We start from the raw sequence: 16414 nt of genomic DNA, 5'->3' as shown, positions 1-16414 counted from the left end.
ATCGCTCCAATGGATTCCACGGTCCGGCCATTCAACTATGTAACGCATGACAACGGCCAGGGTAGGGCTGGTGGAGAAGGCGAGCTTCTTCGCCGGCAATGTGGGCAACATCGTGTTCAGCACGACGATCAACGCGTTCCTGCTGATCTATCTGACGGACGAGATCGGCCTGGCCGCCGCCGCGGTGGGCACGCTCTTCCTCGTCGCGCGCATCGTCGACGGCGTCAGCGACCCCGTGATGGGCTACGTGGTCGACCATCTTCCGGTCACCCGGTGGGGCCGCTTCCGCACCTATCTGCTGGTCGGCGGTGGCATCGGGGCGGTCAGCTTCGTCGCGCTCTTCCTGGCCCCGGCGTGGTCGCCCGCGCCGCTGGCCGCGATCTGGATCGCGTACCTGCTGTGGGGCTTCGCCTTCGACCTCATGGACATCCCGCTCAACTCGCTCATCCCGGCCATGGCCACCGACCCTGCCGACCGCCGCCTGCTGTCGGGCATCAAGGCGTTCGCCTACCTGTTCGGCGGCGCCGTCCTCACCGCGGTGGCCCTGCCGCTGGCCGACCGCCTCGGCTGGCCGGCGTTCGTGATCGGCGTCGCCGCCGTCTCCCTGCTGTTCACCGCGCTCGCCGCGGCCAAGGTGCGCGAGCGGGTCACGCCGCTGCGCGAGGAGCGGTACGGCTGGCGGGACCTGGCCAGGATGCTCGGGGCCAACCGGGCGGTGCTCGTCCTGCTCGGCACCGTCGTGGCGCTGACCGCGGCCGGAGGGGCGCGCAGCGCGGGCATGGCCTACTACTTCACCTACTTCGTCGGCGACCGGAGCCTGATCGGCGTGGCCGCGCTGGCCACGGTGATCCCGACCGCCCTCGGCACGATCGTCTTCCCCTGGCTGGCGCGCTTCTTCGGCTACAAGGCCACGTTCATCGGCGCCCTCGTGCTGGAGGCGGCGGCCATCGGCACGATCCTGGTCATCCCCGCCACCGGCTGGCCGATGGCCCTGGCGGCGCTCGGCCTGACCGCGTTCGGCGGCGGCGGCGCGCTCACCATGATCTACGTGGTCGTGGCCGAGCTCGTGGACTACGTCGAATGGCGGCACGGCTACCGCGTCGAAGGCGCGATGGCCTCGCTCGGCTCGTTCGCCGCCAAGGCCGGCGGCGGGATCGGCGCGGCGCTGACCGGCTACACGCTCGCGCTCACCGGCTACCTGGCCGGCCAGGAGCAGACCGCCGGCGGCCTGCACGGCATCGTGCTGGCCCAGTCGCTGCTGCCCGGCGCGCTGGCGCTGCTGGCCGCGCTGGTCTTCGCCCTGTACCCCATCTCCCGGCAATTGGCCACGCGGGTGGCCGGCGAGCTGGCACTCAGGAGGGAGTCCGATGCCCTTTCCGCCCGGTAGGTGGCGTGGCCGGTGGATCTGGTCACCCCGCCCGGCGATCCACCCGGCCGCGCGCGGCGCGCTGCTGCCGGAGGCGTACGACCGGCGGGTGATGTTCCGGCGCAGCTTCACCCTCCCGGCCGTCCCGGAGAGCGCGCCGTTCCGGGTGACGGCCGACTCCCGCTACGTCCTCTACGTCAACGGCGCCGAGCTGGCCCGCGGCCCCGTGCGGCACGGCCCGCGCACCCTGTACTACGACCACGGCGACGCCGCCCCCGCCCTGCGCCCTGGCCGCAACACCGTGGCCGTCCTGGCCCGCTTCTACGGCCACGCCACCCCGTGGTGGGAACCGTCGCCGCCGACGTTCACCCTCGGCGGCGGCTGCCTGGTCGCCGAACTGCTGCTGGGCCCAGAATGGCTGGCCACCGACGCCACCTGGCTCTGCCACGACTCCCCCGCCTGGACCCCGGCCGCGCCCCGGCACCACCTGCTCTCCCAGCTTCCGGAGATCTTCGACGCCCGCGCGTTCGATCCGTCGTGGACGCTGCCCGGCCACGACGACAGCGCCTGGCAGCCCGCCCGCGTCCTCGAGGCACGGGCCGTGGTCGGCGGCGAACCCGACTCCCGCCCGCCCTCCGACCCGTTCGGCCCGCTCCTGGCCCGGCCGCTGCCCCCGCCGACGGCCGAGGTACGGCAGGCCGTCGTGGGGGCCGGCCTGGTGGCCGACTTCGGGCGGGTGGTGAGCGGGACGCTGCGGCTGGCCGTACAGGGGCCGGAGGGTTCGACCGTCAGCGGCGCTCTCGCGGAGGTCGTCACCCCTGCCGGGCTGGAGATCGCCACCCGGTTCAGCTACACGCTGCGCGGCACGGACGACGTCTTCGAGATGGGCGACCCGGCGGGCGGCCGCTACGCCGTGCTGGAGGTGTCCGGCGGCGCCTCGGTGACCTCCGTCTCGGTCGTCGAACGGCTCCGGCCCCGCCCGGCCGGGCCGTACTTCACCTGCTCCGACCCCACGCTCGACGCCGTCTTCCAGGCGGGCCTGCGCACCGTGGACCTGACCGCGCACGACGCCTACATCGACTGCCCCACCCGCGAGCAGCGCGCCTGGACCGGCGACTCCGTCGTCCACCAATCCGTCGACCTGGTCACCAACCCCGACTGGAGCCTGGCCCGCCACCACCCGGTCCTCGCCGCGCAGCCCAGACCGGACGGCATGCTGCCCATGGTGGCCGCCGGGGACTTCGCCGACCCCGGCCTGCCCACGATCCCCGACTGGTCGCTGCACTGGATCAGGTCCGTGCACAACCTCTATCGGTACACCGGCGATCGTTCGCTGGTCGGCTCGCTCATGGGGGTGGCGGAAGGGGTGCTGCGGTGGTTCCTGCCCTTCCGCGGCGCCGACGGGCTGGTGCACGAGGTGACCGGATGGGTGCTGATCGACTGGTCGCCGGTGCAGGTGCGCGGGACCAGTGCCGCCTTGAATGCGCTGTGGGGGCGGGCTCTGGCCGACTTCGCGGAGATGGCGGAGTGGCTCGGCGACCTCGGGCGGGCGTTGTGGGCGCGCGACCTGCACGCCGCTCTGGCGCGCGGGTTCGAGGTCTTCTGGGACGTACGGCGTGGCGCCTACCGTGACCACCTGCTGACCGGGGCGGTCAGCGAACACACGGCCGCCGCGGCGGTGTGCGCCGGGCTGGTGCCCTTGGCGCGGTATCCGGTTCTTCGCTCGTTTCTGCTGGATCGGGCCGCGATGTTCACCCGGAGTCCGATGGGGGCCCGGGGGGCGGATCGGGACGGGCCCATCTCCACCGATCCGGTCAGCGCGCGGGCGTTGCCGGACTGGGATGTCTCGTCACAGGTGGTGGGGGCGCAGCCGTTCTTCCGGTATGTGGTTCACGATGCTCTGGCCCTGTTGGGAGCCTCTGGGGCGATTGCCGGGTTGTGCAGGGAGTGGACTGGGTTGATGAGCGCCGGGACCTTCCGTGAGTGCTGGGAAGGGGGGTCGTACTGTCACGGGTGGTCGGCCACGCCGGCGCGTGACCTGCTTGTCCACACCTTGGGGATCACGCCGGGGGAGCCCGGGTACGCGAAGGTGCGGGTGGCGCCTCGGCTGGGGGATCTGGCGTGGGCGCGCGGTGCGGTGCCCACGCCGTACGGGCTGGTCGAGGTGCGGGTGGAAGGGGCGGAGATCGAGGTGGACGCGCCGGTGCCGGTGGAGATCGTGCGATGAGCGCATCCCCGGCTCGGCCCCGGTCAGTGCAGGTACCGGTCAGTGCAGGTAAAGGTCGCGGAGAGCCTGGACGTCGGGTTCCGTGAGCTGGAGGGCCTGCCGCACATAGGTGGAAAAATCGCCGAATGTGGTGTTGACCTGGTCGAAGGCGGCGTTGAGGTAGACCTCGCGGACCTCCATGAGCGGGCGGACCAGTTCGCGGTCGATGCCGTGCTGGGCGGCCAGGTCGTAGACCACGTCGGCCATCGCCGCCAGGTGGTCGTTGCTGGCCAGGTAGTCGGCCATGACGTTCTCCCGGTCCACGCCCAGCAGGGTGAGCAGGAGGGCGGCGCCCCAGCCGGTGCGGTCCTTGCCCGCGGTGCAGTGGAACAGGGTGCCGGGCCTGGCCAGGGCGCGCATCAGGTCGCCGTACGCCTCGTGGGCGTCCTGGGTGGTGATGAAGGCGCGGTAGACCTTCACCAGGAAGGTTTCCGCGGCCGCCGGCGAGCGCAGGGCCTCCGCGGCGGCCGGAGAGGTGAACAGGGCGGCGATGTCGGCGCCGTGACCGCCGCTGCGCTGGACGTCCAGGACCAGGTAGGTGGTGTCGTCGGCCAGGCGGTCGGGCTGTTCGGCGCGTTCCGTGGCGGTGCGCATGTCGCAGACCGTGCGGATCCCGGCCTCGTACAGTCTGCGGCTCTCGTGCTCGTCCAGGCGGTCGAGGGCTCCGGAGCGGAAGGCGAGAGCGGTGCGGACCTTACGGCCGTCGGCGGTGGCCAGGCCGCCGATGTCCCGCAGGTTGGGCACGGATCGAATGTCGAGTGATTCCCCCATGCGGCCAGACGATATCGGGAAATTTCCGGTTTTATGCGGAAGATTCCCCCAGTGTTCTCCCGGTCAGCGCAGCGGGCGGCCCTCGACGTGCCGGATCAGCCCGTCCTTCACCAGGCCGGCCATCGCCCCGGCGGTCTCCTCGATCGGCACCCCGGGGTCGGGGTAGTGCAGGTAGTACAGGTCGATCACGTCGGTGCCCAGGTTGCGCAGGCTGCGCTCGGCGTAGCGGCGCACCATCCGGGGCTCGGCGTTGACCTGCAACTCCCCGAACTTGAACCCGACCGGGAAGGGCCGCCGTGCCTCCCCGTCCGGGATCGCCGGCCCGAACCTGGTGGCCACGACCACCTCGTCCCGCCGATCCTTGATCACCCGGCCGATCAGCCGCTCGTTGTGCCCGTCCGCGCCGTAGGCGTCGCGGGCACCTGCAGTGGTCCGAGTTCACGGGTCTTCATAGCGACCACCCTGCCGAACCGCCGTGGCCCCCGTCCAAGACCCGCTGCTATAACCATCGGTTATGGACGTTCACCTGCGCGATCTTCGCTACTTCCTGACCACCGCCGAGGAACTGAACGTCTCGCGCGCCGCCGAACGCCTCTACGTCTCCCAGCCCGCCCTGTCGAAACAGCTCAGGGCGCTGGAGCGGCAGCTCGGCTGCACGTTGTTCGACCGGGTGCACGGCGGCGTGGCGCTCACCCGGCAGGGCGAGGCGCTGCTGCCGGTCGCCCGCGACCTGGTGGAGCGCTGGAGCGCGGGCCTGGAGACGGTCCGGGCGGCGGCGCCCACGGGCACGCTCGTCATCGGCCTCCAGACGGCCGTCGGCCGGGGCCTGCAGCAGCGGGCCATGCGCGCGTTCCGCGAGCGGATGCCGGGATGGGAGATCTCGCTGCGCCTGGTCGCCTGGGAGGACGCCAGCGCCGGGCTCGAGGACGGCAGCTCCGACGTGGCCTTCCTCTGGCTCCCGGCCCCCGAGAGCCTGAGCACGCTGGTGCTGGCCACCGAGCCGAGGGGCGTGATGCTCCCGGAGGGCCACCCGCTGGCGGCGCTGGCGGAGATCCCCTTCCCGAGCCTGTACGGCGAGCCGTTCATCGCCCTCCCGGCCTCGGCAGGAGCCCGCCGCGACTTCTGGCTCGGCATGGACGTGCGCCCCGGCGCCCCGGTCGTGAGCCTGACGGCAAGCACCGCCGAGGAGGCGTTCGAGGGGGTGATCTCCGGGGTAGGCGTGGTGCTGGTGTCGGAGGGAAACGCGATGCTCTACAAACGGCCGGGCGCGGTGTACCGCCCGGTGACGGGCTTGCCGCCCAGTGAGCTGGCGATCGCGTGGCGTGCCGGCGACAAACGCCCGCAAGTCACGGCATTCGTCGGCTCGCTGCGGTGATTCGGCACTAAGGTCTGACCCGACACAGGAGGAACACCATGAACGACTACGCAGCCACCTTCGAGCTGATCGACGCCGACAAGGACGGGCTCATCTCCCCCGAGGAGCTGGTCCGGCTGATGGAGATCCTCGGCCAGCCCATCACGGTCGAGCGCGCGGCGGAGGCGGTCAAGCAGCTCGACCTGGACGGTGACGGGCTGATCAACGTGCAGGAGCTCGGCAACTTTCTCGATTGGTGATAAAACCAAGCACTTGCTCCCACGCTTCTGTCGCATAAGTCACAATGACGGCAGGAGGGACCATGGCCATCAGGAGCGACACCAGCACGCCCGCGGACATCGTGACCACACTCCGGCAAGGCATCGGCCGGGTCTCCACCGAGGTCATCGAGGAGATCCAGACCCGCATCCCGGAGTACGACCGACCCGAGGACGAGCTCTACATCAAGGTCATCCGGATGGCCGTGGAACAAGCCATCTACGGCTTCCTCGACCGGATCGAAAGCCCCGACGCCCCCTGGGACCCCGAGCCGTTCCGCATGATCGGCCGGGGTGAGGCCGCGGAGGGCCGCAACCTCGAACCCCTGCAGACCGCCCTGCGCCTCGGCGCCAGGGTGGGCTGGCGGCGCCTCACCGAGATCGCCGAACCCCTGGGCCTTTCCCCGCACTCGCTGTACGACCTGGGCGAGGCCATCTTCGTCTACCTCGACCAGCTCGCCGACGCCGCCGCGGAGGGCTTCGACGAGGCCAGGGCCCGCGCCGCCGGGGAAATGGAACGCCGCCGGGCCCGCCTGCTCGACCTGCTGCTCACCCAGCCGCCTCCCGCGCACGAGGCCATCGCCGACCTCGCCAAGGCCGCCGCCTGGCGCCTGCCCAAGACGGTCGCCTGCGTCGCCCTGGACGACCCGCACGGCGCCTGCCGCCGCCCCGCGCTCCCGCCCGACGTCCTCGCCGGGCTCGACCGGGCCCGCCCGTGCCTGCTCGTCCCCGACCCCCGCGGCCAGGGTCAGACGCTGGAGATCGCGCTGCGGGGCGCCAAGGCGGCGTTCGGCCCCGCCGTACCTCTGGCCGGAGCGGCGACGTCGCTGCGGTGGGCGGAGGAGGCGCTGGAGCTGTCCGCGCGCGGGGTGCTGCCGCGGGGGGTGGTCAGGTGCGCCGACCACATGTCCACGCTGCTGGTGTTCAAGGACGAGGAGCTGGTCAGCGCGCTGGCGGCGACCCGGCTGGCGCCGCTGGCGCACCTGCGGCCCACGCAGCAGGACCGGCTGGCCGAGACGCTGCTGGCCTGGCTGCGGTACGGCAGAGGCGCCGGCGAGGTGGCCGCCCGGCTCCACGTGCACCCGCAGACGGTCCGCTACCGCCTGCGGCAGCTCGAGGAGCTGTACGGCGACCAGCTGGCCGACCCCGACATCCGCTTCGAGCTGGAGATCGTCCTCAGAGCCCGGCAGGCGCTCCGGACGTGAACCCGCGGAACATCCTGAGCCGCTCCTCGCCGATCCGCTCGCGCAGCGCGTAGTCTTCCACGCCGAGATCCTCGGCCGGGGCGAGCGCGAGCACCCCGACCTTGCCGACGTGCCGGTTGGTCTGTACGGCCCGCGCCGCGTCGGCCGTGCGCTCCAACGGGTAGACCCGCGACAGCGCCGGATGCACCATCCCCAGCGAGATCAGCCGGTTGACCTCGTGACACTCCTGGTAGTTGGCCCCATGCGAGCCGATGACGCGCTTGAGCTTCATCCACAGGTGCCGGTTGTCGTACTCGTGCGCGTACCCGCTCGACGACCCGCACGTCACCACCGCCCCGCCCCGCGCCGCCACGTACACCGAGGCCCCGAACGTCTCGCGCCCCGTGTGCTCGAAGACGATCCGCGGATCCTCGCCCACCAGCCTGCGCACCTCCGCGCCCAGCCGCCGCCACGCCTTCTCATCGCCCAGATCGTCGAACCCGGACCGGTCGATCACGTGCTCGCACCCCATCCGCCGCAGCAGCTCCCCCTTCTCCGCCGTGCTCACCACCCCGACCGGTATCCCGCCGCCGTTCTTCACCAGCTGCACGCCGTACGCACCGAGCCCGCCCGTCGCCCCCCACAGCAGCACCACGTCCCCCTGCCGCATGCGGGCACCGCGCTCCCCCACGAGCATCCGGTAGGCGGTGGCCGCGCACAACATGTTGCAGGCCGCCTCCTCCCAGCTCAGATGCCGCGGCTTGGCCAGCAGCTGAGTCGCCTTGACCACGGCGAAGTCGGCCAGCCCGCCGAAGTTCGTCTCGAACCCCCACGCCCGCAGGTCGGCCGCGAGCATCCCGTCGTGCTGGGCGATCGGATCCTCGCCGTCGATGTAGGCGGGGCTGGTCACCACCCTGTCGCCGACCTTCCACCTCCGTACGGCGGCGCCCGTCCGCACCACCACCCCGGCCGCGTCCGACCCGAGCACGTGCGCCGCCCGATCGTGGCGCGGGTCGGTACGGCCCAGCCGTTCCAGAAAGGCGAAGGTCGGGATCGGCTCGAACATGGCCGACCACACGGTGTTGAAGTTGATCGCGCTGGCCATGACCGCGACCAGCACCTCGTCCGGGGCCAGCTCCGGCATCGGGACCTGGCCCACGTGCAGCGACAGCCGTACGTCCTTGTCGGCGGCGCCGTCGAACATGCCGACCTCGTCCTTGCGGAGGTGGGCGCCACGGTAGGCCGCGGGGACCTCCAGCCGGGCCAGCTCCTCGGGCCCGGCGCCCGCGACCACGGCCTGTGCAAGCGTCACAGCAGCTCCTTCAGGTGGGCGGCGACTGTCTCCACGTGCGGGGGGTCGAGCAGGTTGAGATGGTGCGAACCCGGCACCTCGACGACTTCCAAGGCCGGGCTGAAGGGGGCGAAGCCGCGGGCCGGGTCGTCGCCGTGCAGGTACCGGGCGTCCTCGACGGCCCACGGGGTCGGCTCGGTGCTCCGGTAGAGGACGACCCGCCCCGGATGCGGTCCCGGCTGGTAGCGCTCGATGGCCCGGGTGTCCTCGTGGGAGGTGATCTGGTGACGCAGGACCGCCGGGCTCAGCATGCCCAGCACCCCGGATTCGGCGATCCGGGCCTCGGTCAGGGCGAGCTGGCGGGGTTCGTCGAGGTTGAGCAGGTCGTCGAGGCCGAGCCGTACCCGGACTCCATAGGTTTCCCCGAGATACCCGGCGAAGTCCGCATATCTCCGGGCATGGATCTCCCGGCGGGCCTCCTCCGACACAGCCTCCGGAAGCCCGGAGTCGATCATGACCGCCAGCTCGCAGGCGTCTCCGAGCAGCCGGGCGATCTCGAACGCCACGATGCCGCCGAACGACCACCCGCCCACCCGGTACGGCCCGGGGCCGGTCGCACGAATCTCGTCCGCGTACCGCCGCGCCCGTTCCGGGATGCCCGGATCCGGGTCGTCGATCCGCTCCAGGCCGATGACCGGCGTGGTGAGCCGGGCGGCCAGCAGGGTGTACACGCCGGTGGTGCCGCCGGCCGGATGCACCAGGAAGAGCGGCCTGCCGTACCGGCGGGAGGTGTTGAGGGGGCGCAGCAGGCCGCGCCGCACCTCGGCCTCGTCCGCCGCGCGGATCAGGTCGGCCAGGTCGCCGACCCTCACCACGGGGTCACGGACAGGTCCCATCCGGCTGCCCACCTCCCGTTCCAGCAGGTCGAGCACGACGGGCAGCACGTCCGGCGGCACCGGATCGGTGACCGAGGGGGCCTGCCCGCGCAGCCCGGCCAGCACCCTGACCACTTGCCGCTCCGCCGCGTCCCTGGGGCCGACCATCGGCTCGGGCGGCGACAGCCTGAGCGCCGCCTCCACGGTTTCGACCAGTTCGCCCAGCGTCCCCCCGGTCAGCAGCGGCGCGACCTGGACCGTCACGCCGAGGTCGTAGTCGAGCATCCCCCGCAACCGCGTCGCCGCCAGCGAGTCGAACCCCAGCTCGGTCAGCACGTCGGCGTCGTCCAGCCGCCCGGGGTCCGCCCCCAGGACGGCCGCCACCCGCTCCCTGACCCGCCCCGGCACATCGTCCTCCGCCGGCCCGCGCCCGCCCGCCTCCCCGGCGACCTCCGAGAAGTACGGCACCCGCGCGATCCCCGGAAACAGCGCCGACGCCCGCCCGGGATCCAGCTTGACCACGCCTCCCGTCCTGCCGTGCCGCAGCAGGGCTTCCAGCGCCTCGACCCCTTCCTCCGGAGTCAGCGGGTCGGCCGCGGGCAGGCCGGGAGCGCCCGCCCACGGTCCCCAGTTCACGGAGATCGCCGCGCCGCGCTTCTGGCAGAGCGCGTCCAGCCAGGCGTTGGCCGCGGCGTAGGCGGCCTGACCGGGAGAGCCGAGCAGCGCGGCGGCGGAGGAGAAGCCCACCCACCACCCGGCCTCCCGGGTGGCCTCGTCCAGTTTGCTCGCGCCGAGCACTTTGCCGGCCCACACCCGGCGGAGACTGCCGGCGTCCAGGTCCCGGGCCAGGCGGTCGTCCAGGACCCCGGCCGCGTGCACCACCCCGCGCAACTCCAACCCGCCCGCGGTCGCCACCCGCACCAGCCGTTCCGCCGTGCCGTCCGCGGCCAGATCACCGGCGACCACCTCGACCGGCAACCCGGCGAAGGCGCCCTCCGGCGGGGCGGTCCGCCCGTTGACCACCACCCGCGTGGCCCCGCGCGCCACCAGCCAGCGCACCACGATCCTCCCGAGGCGCCCGCAACCACCGGTCACCACATAGGCGCCGGGCCCGAGCTCATGGGGGTGGCCCCCATCAGGTAGTGCCATGCGGCGCAGGCGTGCCGCATACCGCCTGCCGTCCCGCCAGGCCACCTCGTCCTCGGCGTCGTCGCAGGCCAGTTCCCGCTCCAGGACGGCCAGGTCGTCCACGTCCGCCAGCGTGACGCGGGCCTCGGGGTGCTCGAAGGCCAGCACCCTGACCAGCCCGCGCAGCGAGGCCGGGCCCGGATCCGGCACCTCGCCCTCCAGGACGGCCTGGGCCCGCTCGGTCACGATCGTCAGCCGTCTGCCCTCGGCCGCCTGCCGGGCGAGGCGCAGGATGATCTCCTGAGTGCCCTCCGGATCCAGGCCCGGGGGCACCACGACCACATCCCGGGCACCCGCCCCGGTCCCGCTCCCGGAGGCAGGCACCCACACCCGCTCCACCAGCTTGTCCTCCAGGCGGGCCGGCACCTCCCCAGCGGTCACCTCCCCGGCCGTGACGCCCTCGAAGGTCCCGTCCACCGCCACCCGCTGGATCCGCTCCAGCCCGGCCTCATCCCCGGCAGGCCGCAGACCGGCGGTGCCGTACAGCTTCCAGACGCCGGCCGCGTCCTTGGCGCTGACGCGCACGACCCCGCCGACCAGGGTGACCGTGACTCCGGCGGGCAGGGGCAGCCAGGCGAGCAGCGTGACCGAGAACAGTTCGGACGGGCCGTACACCTCGCGCACCGCGGCCTGGGCCAGCCGGGCGAGCACCGTGACCGGGAGCACCGGCCGCCCGTGCCGGTGCCAGGCGGAGGGCTCCAGCCGCCACGGGAGGCCGGACAGGTCGTCGAGGGTGGTGCTCCACGCGTGCCCGGACGGTGTCTCGACGTGCGGGCCGAGCAGGTGGTGTCCGTGGGTACGGCGGCGCGTGGCCACCCAGTGCCGCCGGTGCCGCCAGGGAGGCGGGGGGACGTCGGCGATCCGGCCCGCGGTCTCGGGCGGGACGGCGGCGGCGACCGCGGCCAGGCGCGTGGCGAACTCCCCGGAGGCGGCGCGTCGCATCGAGTGGGTGATCAGGCAGGTGGCGGGCAGCGTCTCGTGGAGGGCGGAGGTCAGCAGGGGGTGCGGTCCGATTTCGAGGAACACGGTGTGGCCGTCCTCGGCGGCCGCGTGTACGGCTTGCGCCAGCCGTACCGGACGGCGCGCCCCCGCGGCCCAGTACGCCGCGTCGAAGACCGGTGTCTCCCGCGGATCATCCAGAACCGTTGAATAGTGGGGAATGGCAGGCTTGCCGGGTGAGATCCCGGCCAGTTCCTCCCTGATCAGCGGCAGCAGCGGCGTGACCTGCGGCGAGTGCCCGGCGCCTTCGGCGGTCAGCGTCCTGGCCGGCAGCCCGGCGGCGGCGAGCCGGTCGGCGTAGGCGGCCACCCGGGACGGCTCGCCGGTCACCACGCACTGACGCGGCGAGGAGTGGACGGCCACGTGCAGGCCGGCGGGCACCTCCTCGGCCGGCACCCCGACCACGGCCATCGCGCCTCCGCCGCCGAGCGTGCCGAGCAGTCTGGCCCGGCGGCAGATCACCCGGACCGCGTCGTCCGGCCTCAGCGCGCCGGCGACGACGGCGGCGGCCACCTCGCCCATCGAGTGCCCGATCACCGCCGCCGGTCGCAGGCCGTGCGCCTGCCAGAGTCGGGCGAGGGCGAGCTGGGTGGCGAAGATCAGCGGCTGTGCCCTGGCCACGCCGTCGGGCGGATCCCAGAGGCCGATGCCGGCCTCGGCGCGCAGCAGCGGGGCGAGCTCGTCCAGGGCCTGCCGGTAGGCGGGCTCGCTCTCGTAGAGGTCGCGGCCCATGCCGGGCCACTGCCCGCCGTACCCGCTGAAGACCCACACGGGACCTCGGGCCGGACGCGGGACCCGCACCGGGCGCAGCGTGAGCAGGCCCTCGGCCAGTTCGGCGGCGCTGCCTGCCACCACGGCTCCGGCGAACGGCCCGCGACCGGTACGGCGGGCCAGCGTGTGGGCCACGTCCCCGAGCGGGACGCCGGCGGAGGAGACCCACGCGGCCAGCCGGACCGCCTGCGCTTCCACCCGGTCGGCCGAGATGTCGTCGATCACGAAGACGCGGCCGGCGCCCTCGGGAGCCGCAGGGGGCGGGGCGGCGGTGAGGGCGACGTGGGCGTTGGTGCCGCCGAAGCCGAACGACGACACCCCCGCGCGGGGGAAGGGCCATGGGACCGGCGACGTGGGGACGGATAGGCGATGCCAGGAAATATGGGGGTTCGGGTGGGTGAAGTGGATGCTGGGCGGGATGACCCCGTGATGCAGGGCCAGCACGGTCTTGATCAGCCCGGTCACCCCGGCCGCCGCCTCGAGGTGGCCGACGTTCGACTTGGCCGATCCGATGAGCACGCGCGCGTCGGGGAAGGCGGCGGCGATGGCGCCGGCCTCGATGGGGTCGCCCAGATAGGTGCCGGTGCCGTGGGCCTCGATGTAGGCGGGCGGTTCCGCGTGCACCTGCCGGAGCAGCGCCTCCTGCGCCTCGGGGCTGGGGGCGACCAGGCCGTTGGAGCGGCCGTCCTGGTTCACCCCGGTGGCGGTGACGACGGCCAGGATCCGGTCGCCGTCGCGCAGCGCGTCAGGCAGGCGCTTCAGGACCACCACCCCGCAGCCTTCCGCGCGGACCATTCCGTCCGCGGCGGCGTCGAACGCCCGGCACCGGCCGGTCGGCGAGGTGCCGCCGCCCTGGTCGAAGGCGATGGTCACGGCCGGTGACAGCAGCAGGTTGACCCCGGCCGCCAGCGCCAGGTCGCTCTCGCCCGCCCGCAGGCTGCGCACCGCCAGATGCGTGGCCACGAGCGACGACGAGCAGGCGGTGTCCACCGCGAGCGCGGGCCCGCGCAGGTCGAGCAGGTACGACAGGCGGTTGGCGGCGATGCTGAGCGCCGCCCCGGTGGCGGTCCACGCGTCGATGCGCGCCGGGTCCGCGGTGGTCAGGTAGGCGTACTCGTTGCCGGAGATGCCGGTGAAGACTCCGGTACGGCTGCCGCGCAGGCTCCCCGGCGCGATCCCGGCATGCTCCAGCGCCTCCCAGGCGGTCTCCAGCAACAGCCGGTGCTGGGGATCCATGGCGGCCGCCTCGCCCGGGGCGATGCCGAAGAACTCGGCGTCGAACCCGGCGACGTCGGCCAGGAAGCCGCCGTGGCGGGTGGTGCCGGCCAGCACGTGCGCGGTCGTGGCCGAGCCGTCGTCGAACGCCTCCCACCGGCCCTCCGGCACCGTCCCCACGGCGTCGTGCCCGGCCATGAGCAGCCGCCAGAACTCCTCCGGCCCGTGCGCCCCCGGAACCCGGCACCCGACACCGACCACCGCGATCGGCACGTCCTCCGATACGCCCGAAGCATCCGAGCCGTCCGCCGGCCGATCACGCCCGGCCAGCGCACCCGCCAGCCGGTTGACCGTCGGGTGCGCCCACACCAGGGTGGGGCTCAGGTCCCTGCCCAGCAGCTCGCCCAGTTCGCCGGCGATGCCCACGGCGTCCCTGGACGACAGCCCGTACTCCTCCAGCGGCCGGTCCGGATCGACGTCCGTGCCGGGGAGCCGTGCGCCGATCCGCTCGATGAGGAAACCACGGATCTCCGCTTCGCCGGGTACATCCACGTGTGCTCCCTGTAGCCGGGTGGTCGGCCAACCTACCCAGGAGCGCGGCCCGGGGGCAGGCTCGCACCGAACATTCCTCCGGAGGGATTTATCACCCGGGTGACAACTCTGGATTTTGTCCGGCGGAGCGCATCCGCCCCCGCCGTTTCGTTGCCCGGGCGCATAGCCGCCCGGCGGGCGGGCGGCCTACCCTCGCTCCACCCTCACGGCGGAGGACTCCACCATGCGCTCCCGCGGTCTGCCGGCCCTGGCCATCACGCTCGTCCTCGTCGCCGGCGCCACCCCCGCGCTGGCCGACCCGGACTGGGCGATCGTCCCCGAGGGCCGGCAGCCGCCGCGGGCGGAGCCCTCCGCCACCAAAAAGGACCCCGGGAACACGGCCTATGCGCCCGGGCAGAAGGCGTTGCCCGGCAGCGCCCGGGTCGTGCGCGAACGCCGGCTCGGCCCCCGCACCCTCGACATCCTCATCTCCTCGCCCTCGATCGGCCGCATGACGCCGGTCCGCCTCCTGCTCCCCAAAGGCTGGTCCAAGCGGGCCGGCCGGACCTGGCCCGTGCTGTACCTGCTGCACGGCGGCGCCGACAACTACACCTCGTGGACCCGGATGACCGACATCGCGGCGTTCACCGAGAACGTCCAGGCGATCGTGGTCATGCCCGAGGCGGGCCGGGCGGGCAACTACTCCGACTGGTACAACGGCGGCCGGGGCGGCACCCCCAAGTGGGCCGGGTTCCACACCGACGAGGTACGCCGCCTGCTGGAGATCGGCTACCGCGCGGGCACCAGAAGGGCGGTGGCCGGTCTGTCCATGGGCGCCTACGGCGCGGTGAAGTATGCAGCCATAAATCCGGGCATGTTTAGGTTCGCCGGCGCCTACAGCGGCATCATGGCCACCCAGCTCCCCGGCATCCCCGAGATCATCATGAACGCCCAGGCCAGCGAGAAGCAGAACCCGAAGGCACTCTGGGGCGACCCCGTCAGGGACAAGCGGATCTGGGCGAAGAACGACCCGCTCGCGCTGGCCGGCAACCTCAGGGGCACCAGCCTGTACCTGTCCAGCGGCACGACCAGCTTCCTCGGCCCGCTGGACCCGCCCGGCTCCCCCTGGCACCCGGCCCACCTGGGCGAGCCGATCTCGGCGTACACCGCCAAGGCGCTGTCCGGCCGGCTCAACGGCCTGGGCATCCGGCACACGCTGCACCTGTACGCCAACGGCTCGCACACCTGGCCGTACTGGACGCGGGAGTTCAAGGCGTCGTTCCCGATGATTCTGGCGGCGCTCGGCCTGCCTGGGGGCGGCCCCGCCGTACTGCCGGAAAAGGAGAAGGGCGGGGCCACGGACGACTGGAAACTGGACCAGTAACCGTCCATGACCCCGCCGGACGCCGGGTCAGCCCGGGCCGTCGCCGCTCGGCGTCATCTCCCTCCAGGCGTCACCCGGGCGGGATGTTGCCGTTCTTCGCCACCGGCGCCGCGAGCTGGCTGCGGCCGGTCAGCGTCGCGGTCTCGCCGGGCAGGTGGCCGAGGACCGGGTTGAGGTGGCGCAGGTTCAGCGTGATCGGCGACATCGCGGGGCCGGTGACGTCGTACTTCTCCAGGTCGAGCCAGCGCACGATGTTGATCACGGCCGCCGGCGGGTTGTCACCGGCCTTGAACACCGGCACGCAGAGCTGGCGTGCGTAGAGCACCTGGACGTTGACCGGCGGGATGTTGCCCAGCACCGGGTTGAGCTGCCTGAGGTTCAGGACCCGGTTCATGGGCGGGTTGGGCGTGAAGCCGTAGCACTTGAGGTCGATGTGGCGGACCAGGGACAGCACCTCGGCCGGTGGGATCACGCCGTTCTTGGCCACGGGCACGCACAACTGCTGGGGCTGGTTGAGCGTGATCTGCTTGCGGCCCAGGTCCTGGAGGACCGGATTCAGGTGGTGGATGACCAGCGGCTGGTTCACCGTGATGCCGGTGATCCGGTAACAGGACAGGTCGACGTACCGGATGAAATTCAGGACCTCGGGCGGCGGCAATACATTGTTCTTGGCGACCGGGACGCACAATTGCTCGCGGACGCCGAGGGTGACCTGTTCCGTGGGCAGGTTGCCGAGGACCGGATTCAGGTGCCTGAGGGTTAGCTGGGTCGCGGGCGGCTGATATGGGTTCGTTTTGAAGCAGTCGAGATCGAGGTTCGAGACGAACGCCCTGGGCGTGGGCAGGGCCAGGGCGGTGGCGGGTGGCACAACGAGAAAGGCCGTCGCGCACATGGCGAATGCGACGGATAACCAGCGGCGGAGCATTGGGGGTACCTCCTCG

10 protein-coding genes and 1 pseudogene are annotated in these 16414 nt (G+C 72.7%); 6 read left to right on the top strand and 5 right to left on the bottom strand.

All coding sequences use genetic code 11. The features are described 5' to 3' along the window. The first annotated feature begins 46 nt into the window (after positions 1-46). A complete protein-coding gene (locus FVE25_RS23420; protein WP_157249188.1) occupies positions 47-1387 on the top strand; it encodes an MFS transporter in 1341 nt (446 codons plus the stop codon). Next, positions 1368-3593 (top strand): alpha-L-rhamnosidase-related protein, encoded by a 2226-nt coding sequence (locus tag FVE25_RS23415; RefSeq protein WP_157249187.1) that lies wholly within the window; start codon positions 1368-1370, stop codon positions 3591-3593. The genes FVE25_RS23420 and FVE25_RS23415 overlap by 20 nt, the downstream gene beginning before the upstream one ends. A 39-nt stretch (positions 3594-3632) precedes the next feature. Here the strand turns inward: FVE25_RS23415 and FVE25_RS23410 are convergent, their stop codons facing one another. Beyond that, positions 3633-4403, bottom strand: coding sequence for a tyrosine-protein phosphatase (locus FVE25_RS23410; protein ID WP_157249186.1), 771 nt, complete (start codon positions 4401-4403; stop codon positions 3633-3635). 63 nt (positions 4404-4466) lie between these two features. Continuing rightward, positions 4467-4802 (bottom strand): annotated as a pseudogene (locus FVE25_RS23405) (aldo/keto reductase); the annotation flags it as partial. 115 nt (positions 4803-4917) lie between these two features. Here FVE25_RS23405 and FVE25_RS23400 point away from each other — a divergent pair. The 3 genes from FVE25_RS23400 (at position 4918) to FVE25_RS23390 (ending at position 7240) form a co-directional block, all read left to right on the top strand. After that, positions 4918-5778 carry a LysR family transcriptional regulator gene (locus FVE25_RS23400; RefSeq protein ID WP_157249185.1) on the top strand — a complete coding sequence of 287 codons (861 nt, stop codon included), beginning with the start codon at positions 4918-4920 and terminating at the stop codon, positions 5776-5778. Between the two features lie 38 nt (positions 5779-5816). Beyond that, positions 5817-6017, top strand: a complete 201-nt coding sequence (locus FVE25_RS23395) for an EF-hand domain-containing protein (RefSeq protein ID WP_157249184.1) — start codon at positions 5817-5819, stop codon at positions 6015-6017. A gap of 62 nt (positions 6018-6079) precedes the next feature. Next, positions 6080-7240 carry a PucR-like N-terminal domain-containing protein gene (locus FVE25_RS23390; protein ID WP_157249183.1) on the top strand — a complete coding sequence of 387 codons (1161 nt, stop codon included), beginning with the start codon at positions 6080-6082 and terminating at the stop codon, positions 7238-7240. On the opposite strand, the gene ccrA is transcribed toward FVE25_RS23390, so the two are convergent. Together ccrA and FVE25_RS23380 are read right to left on the bottom strand one after the other, a co-directional pair. Next, complete coding sequence (gene ccrA, locus FVE25_RS23385) at positions 7212-8531, bottom strand: crotonyl-CoA carboxylase/reductase (RefSeq protein ID WP_157249182.1); 1320 nt, start codon at positions 8529-8531, stop codon at positions 7212-7214. The genes FVE25_RS23390 and ccrA overlap by 29 nt on opposite strands. Further along, complete coding sequence (locus FVE25_RS23380; protein ID WP_157249181.1) at positions 8528-14110, bottom strand: type I polyketide synthase; 5583 nt, start codon at positions 14108-14110, stop codon at positions 8528-8530. The genes ccrA and FVE25_RS23380 overlap by 4 nt, the downstream gene beginning before the upstream one ends. A gap of 223 nt (positions 14111-14333) precedes the next feature. Here FVE25_RS23380 and FVE25_RS23375 point away from each other — a divergent pair, with 223 nt between their 5' ends. Continuing rightward, positions 14334-15473, top strand: coding sequence for an alpha/beta hydrolase (locus FVE25_RS23375; RefSeq protein ID WP_157249180.1), 1140 nt, complete (start codon positions 14334-14336; stop codon positions 15471-15473). A 70-nt stretch (positions 15474-15543) separates the two neighbouring features. On the opposite strand, the gene FVE25_RS23370 is transcribed toward FVE25_RS23375, so the two are convergent. After that, a complete protein-coding gene (locus tag FVE25_RS23370; RefSeq protein ID WP_246267335.1) occupies positions 15544-16341 on the bottom strand; it encodes a hypothetical protein in 798 nt (265 codons plus the stop codon). Positions 16342-16414: the final 73 nt, after the last annotated feature.

It is taken from the genome of Nonomuraea typhae, assembly GCF_009760925.1.
Classification (GTDB): domain Bacteria; phylum Actinomycetota; class Actinomycetes; order Streptosporangiales; family Streptosporangiaceae; genus Nonomuraea; species Nonomuraea typhae.
This window is presented reverse-complemented; position numbering and strand designations above follow the sequence as displayed.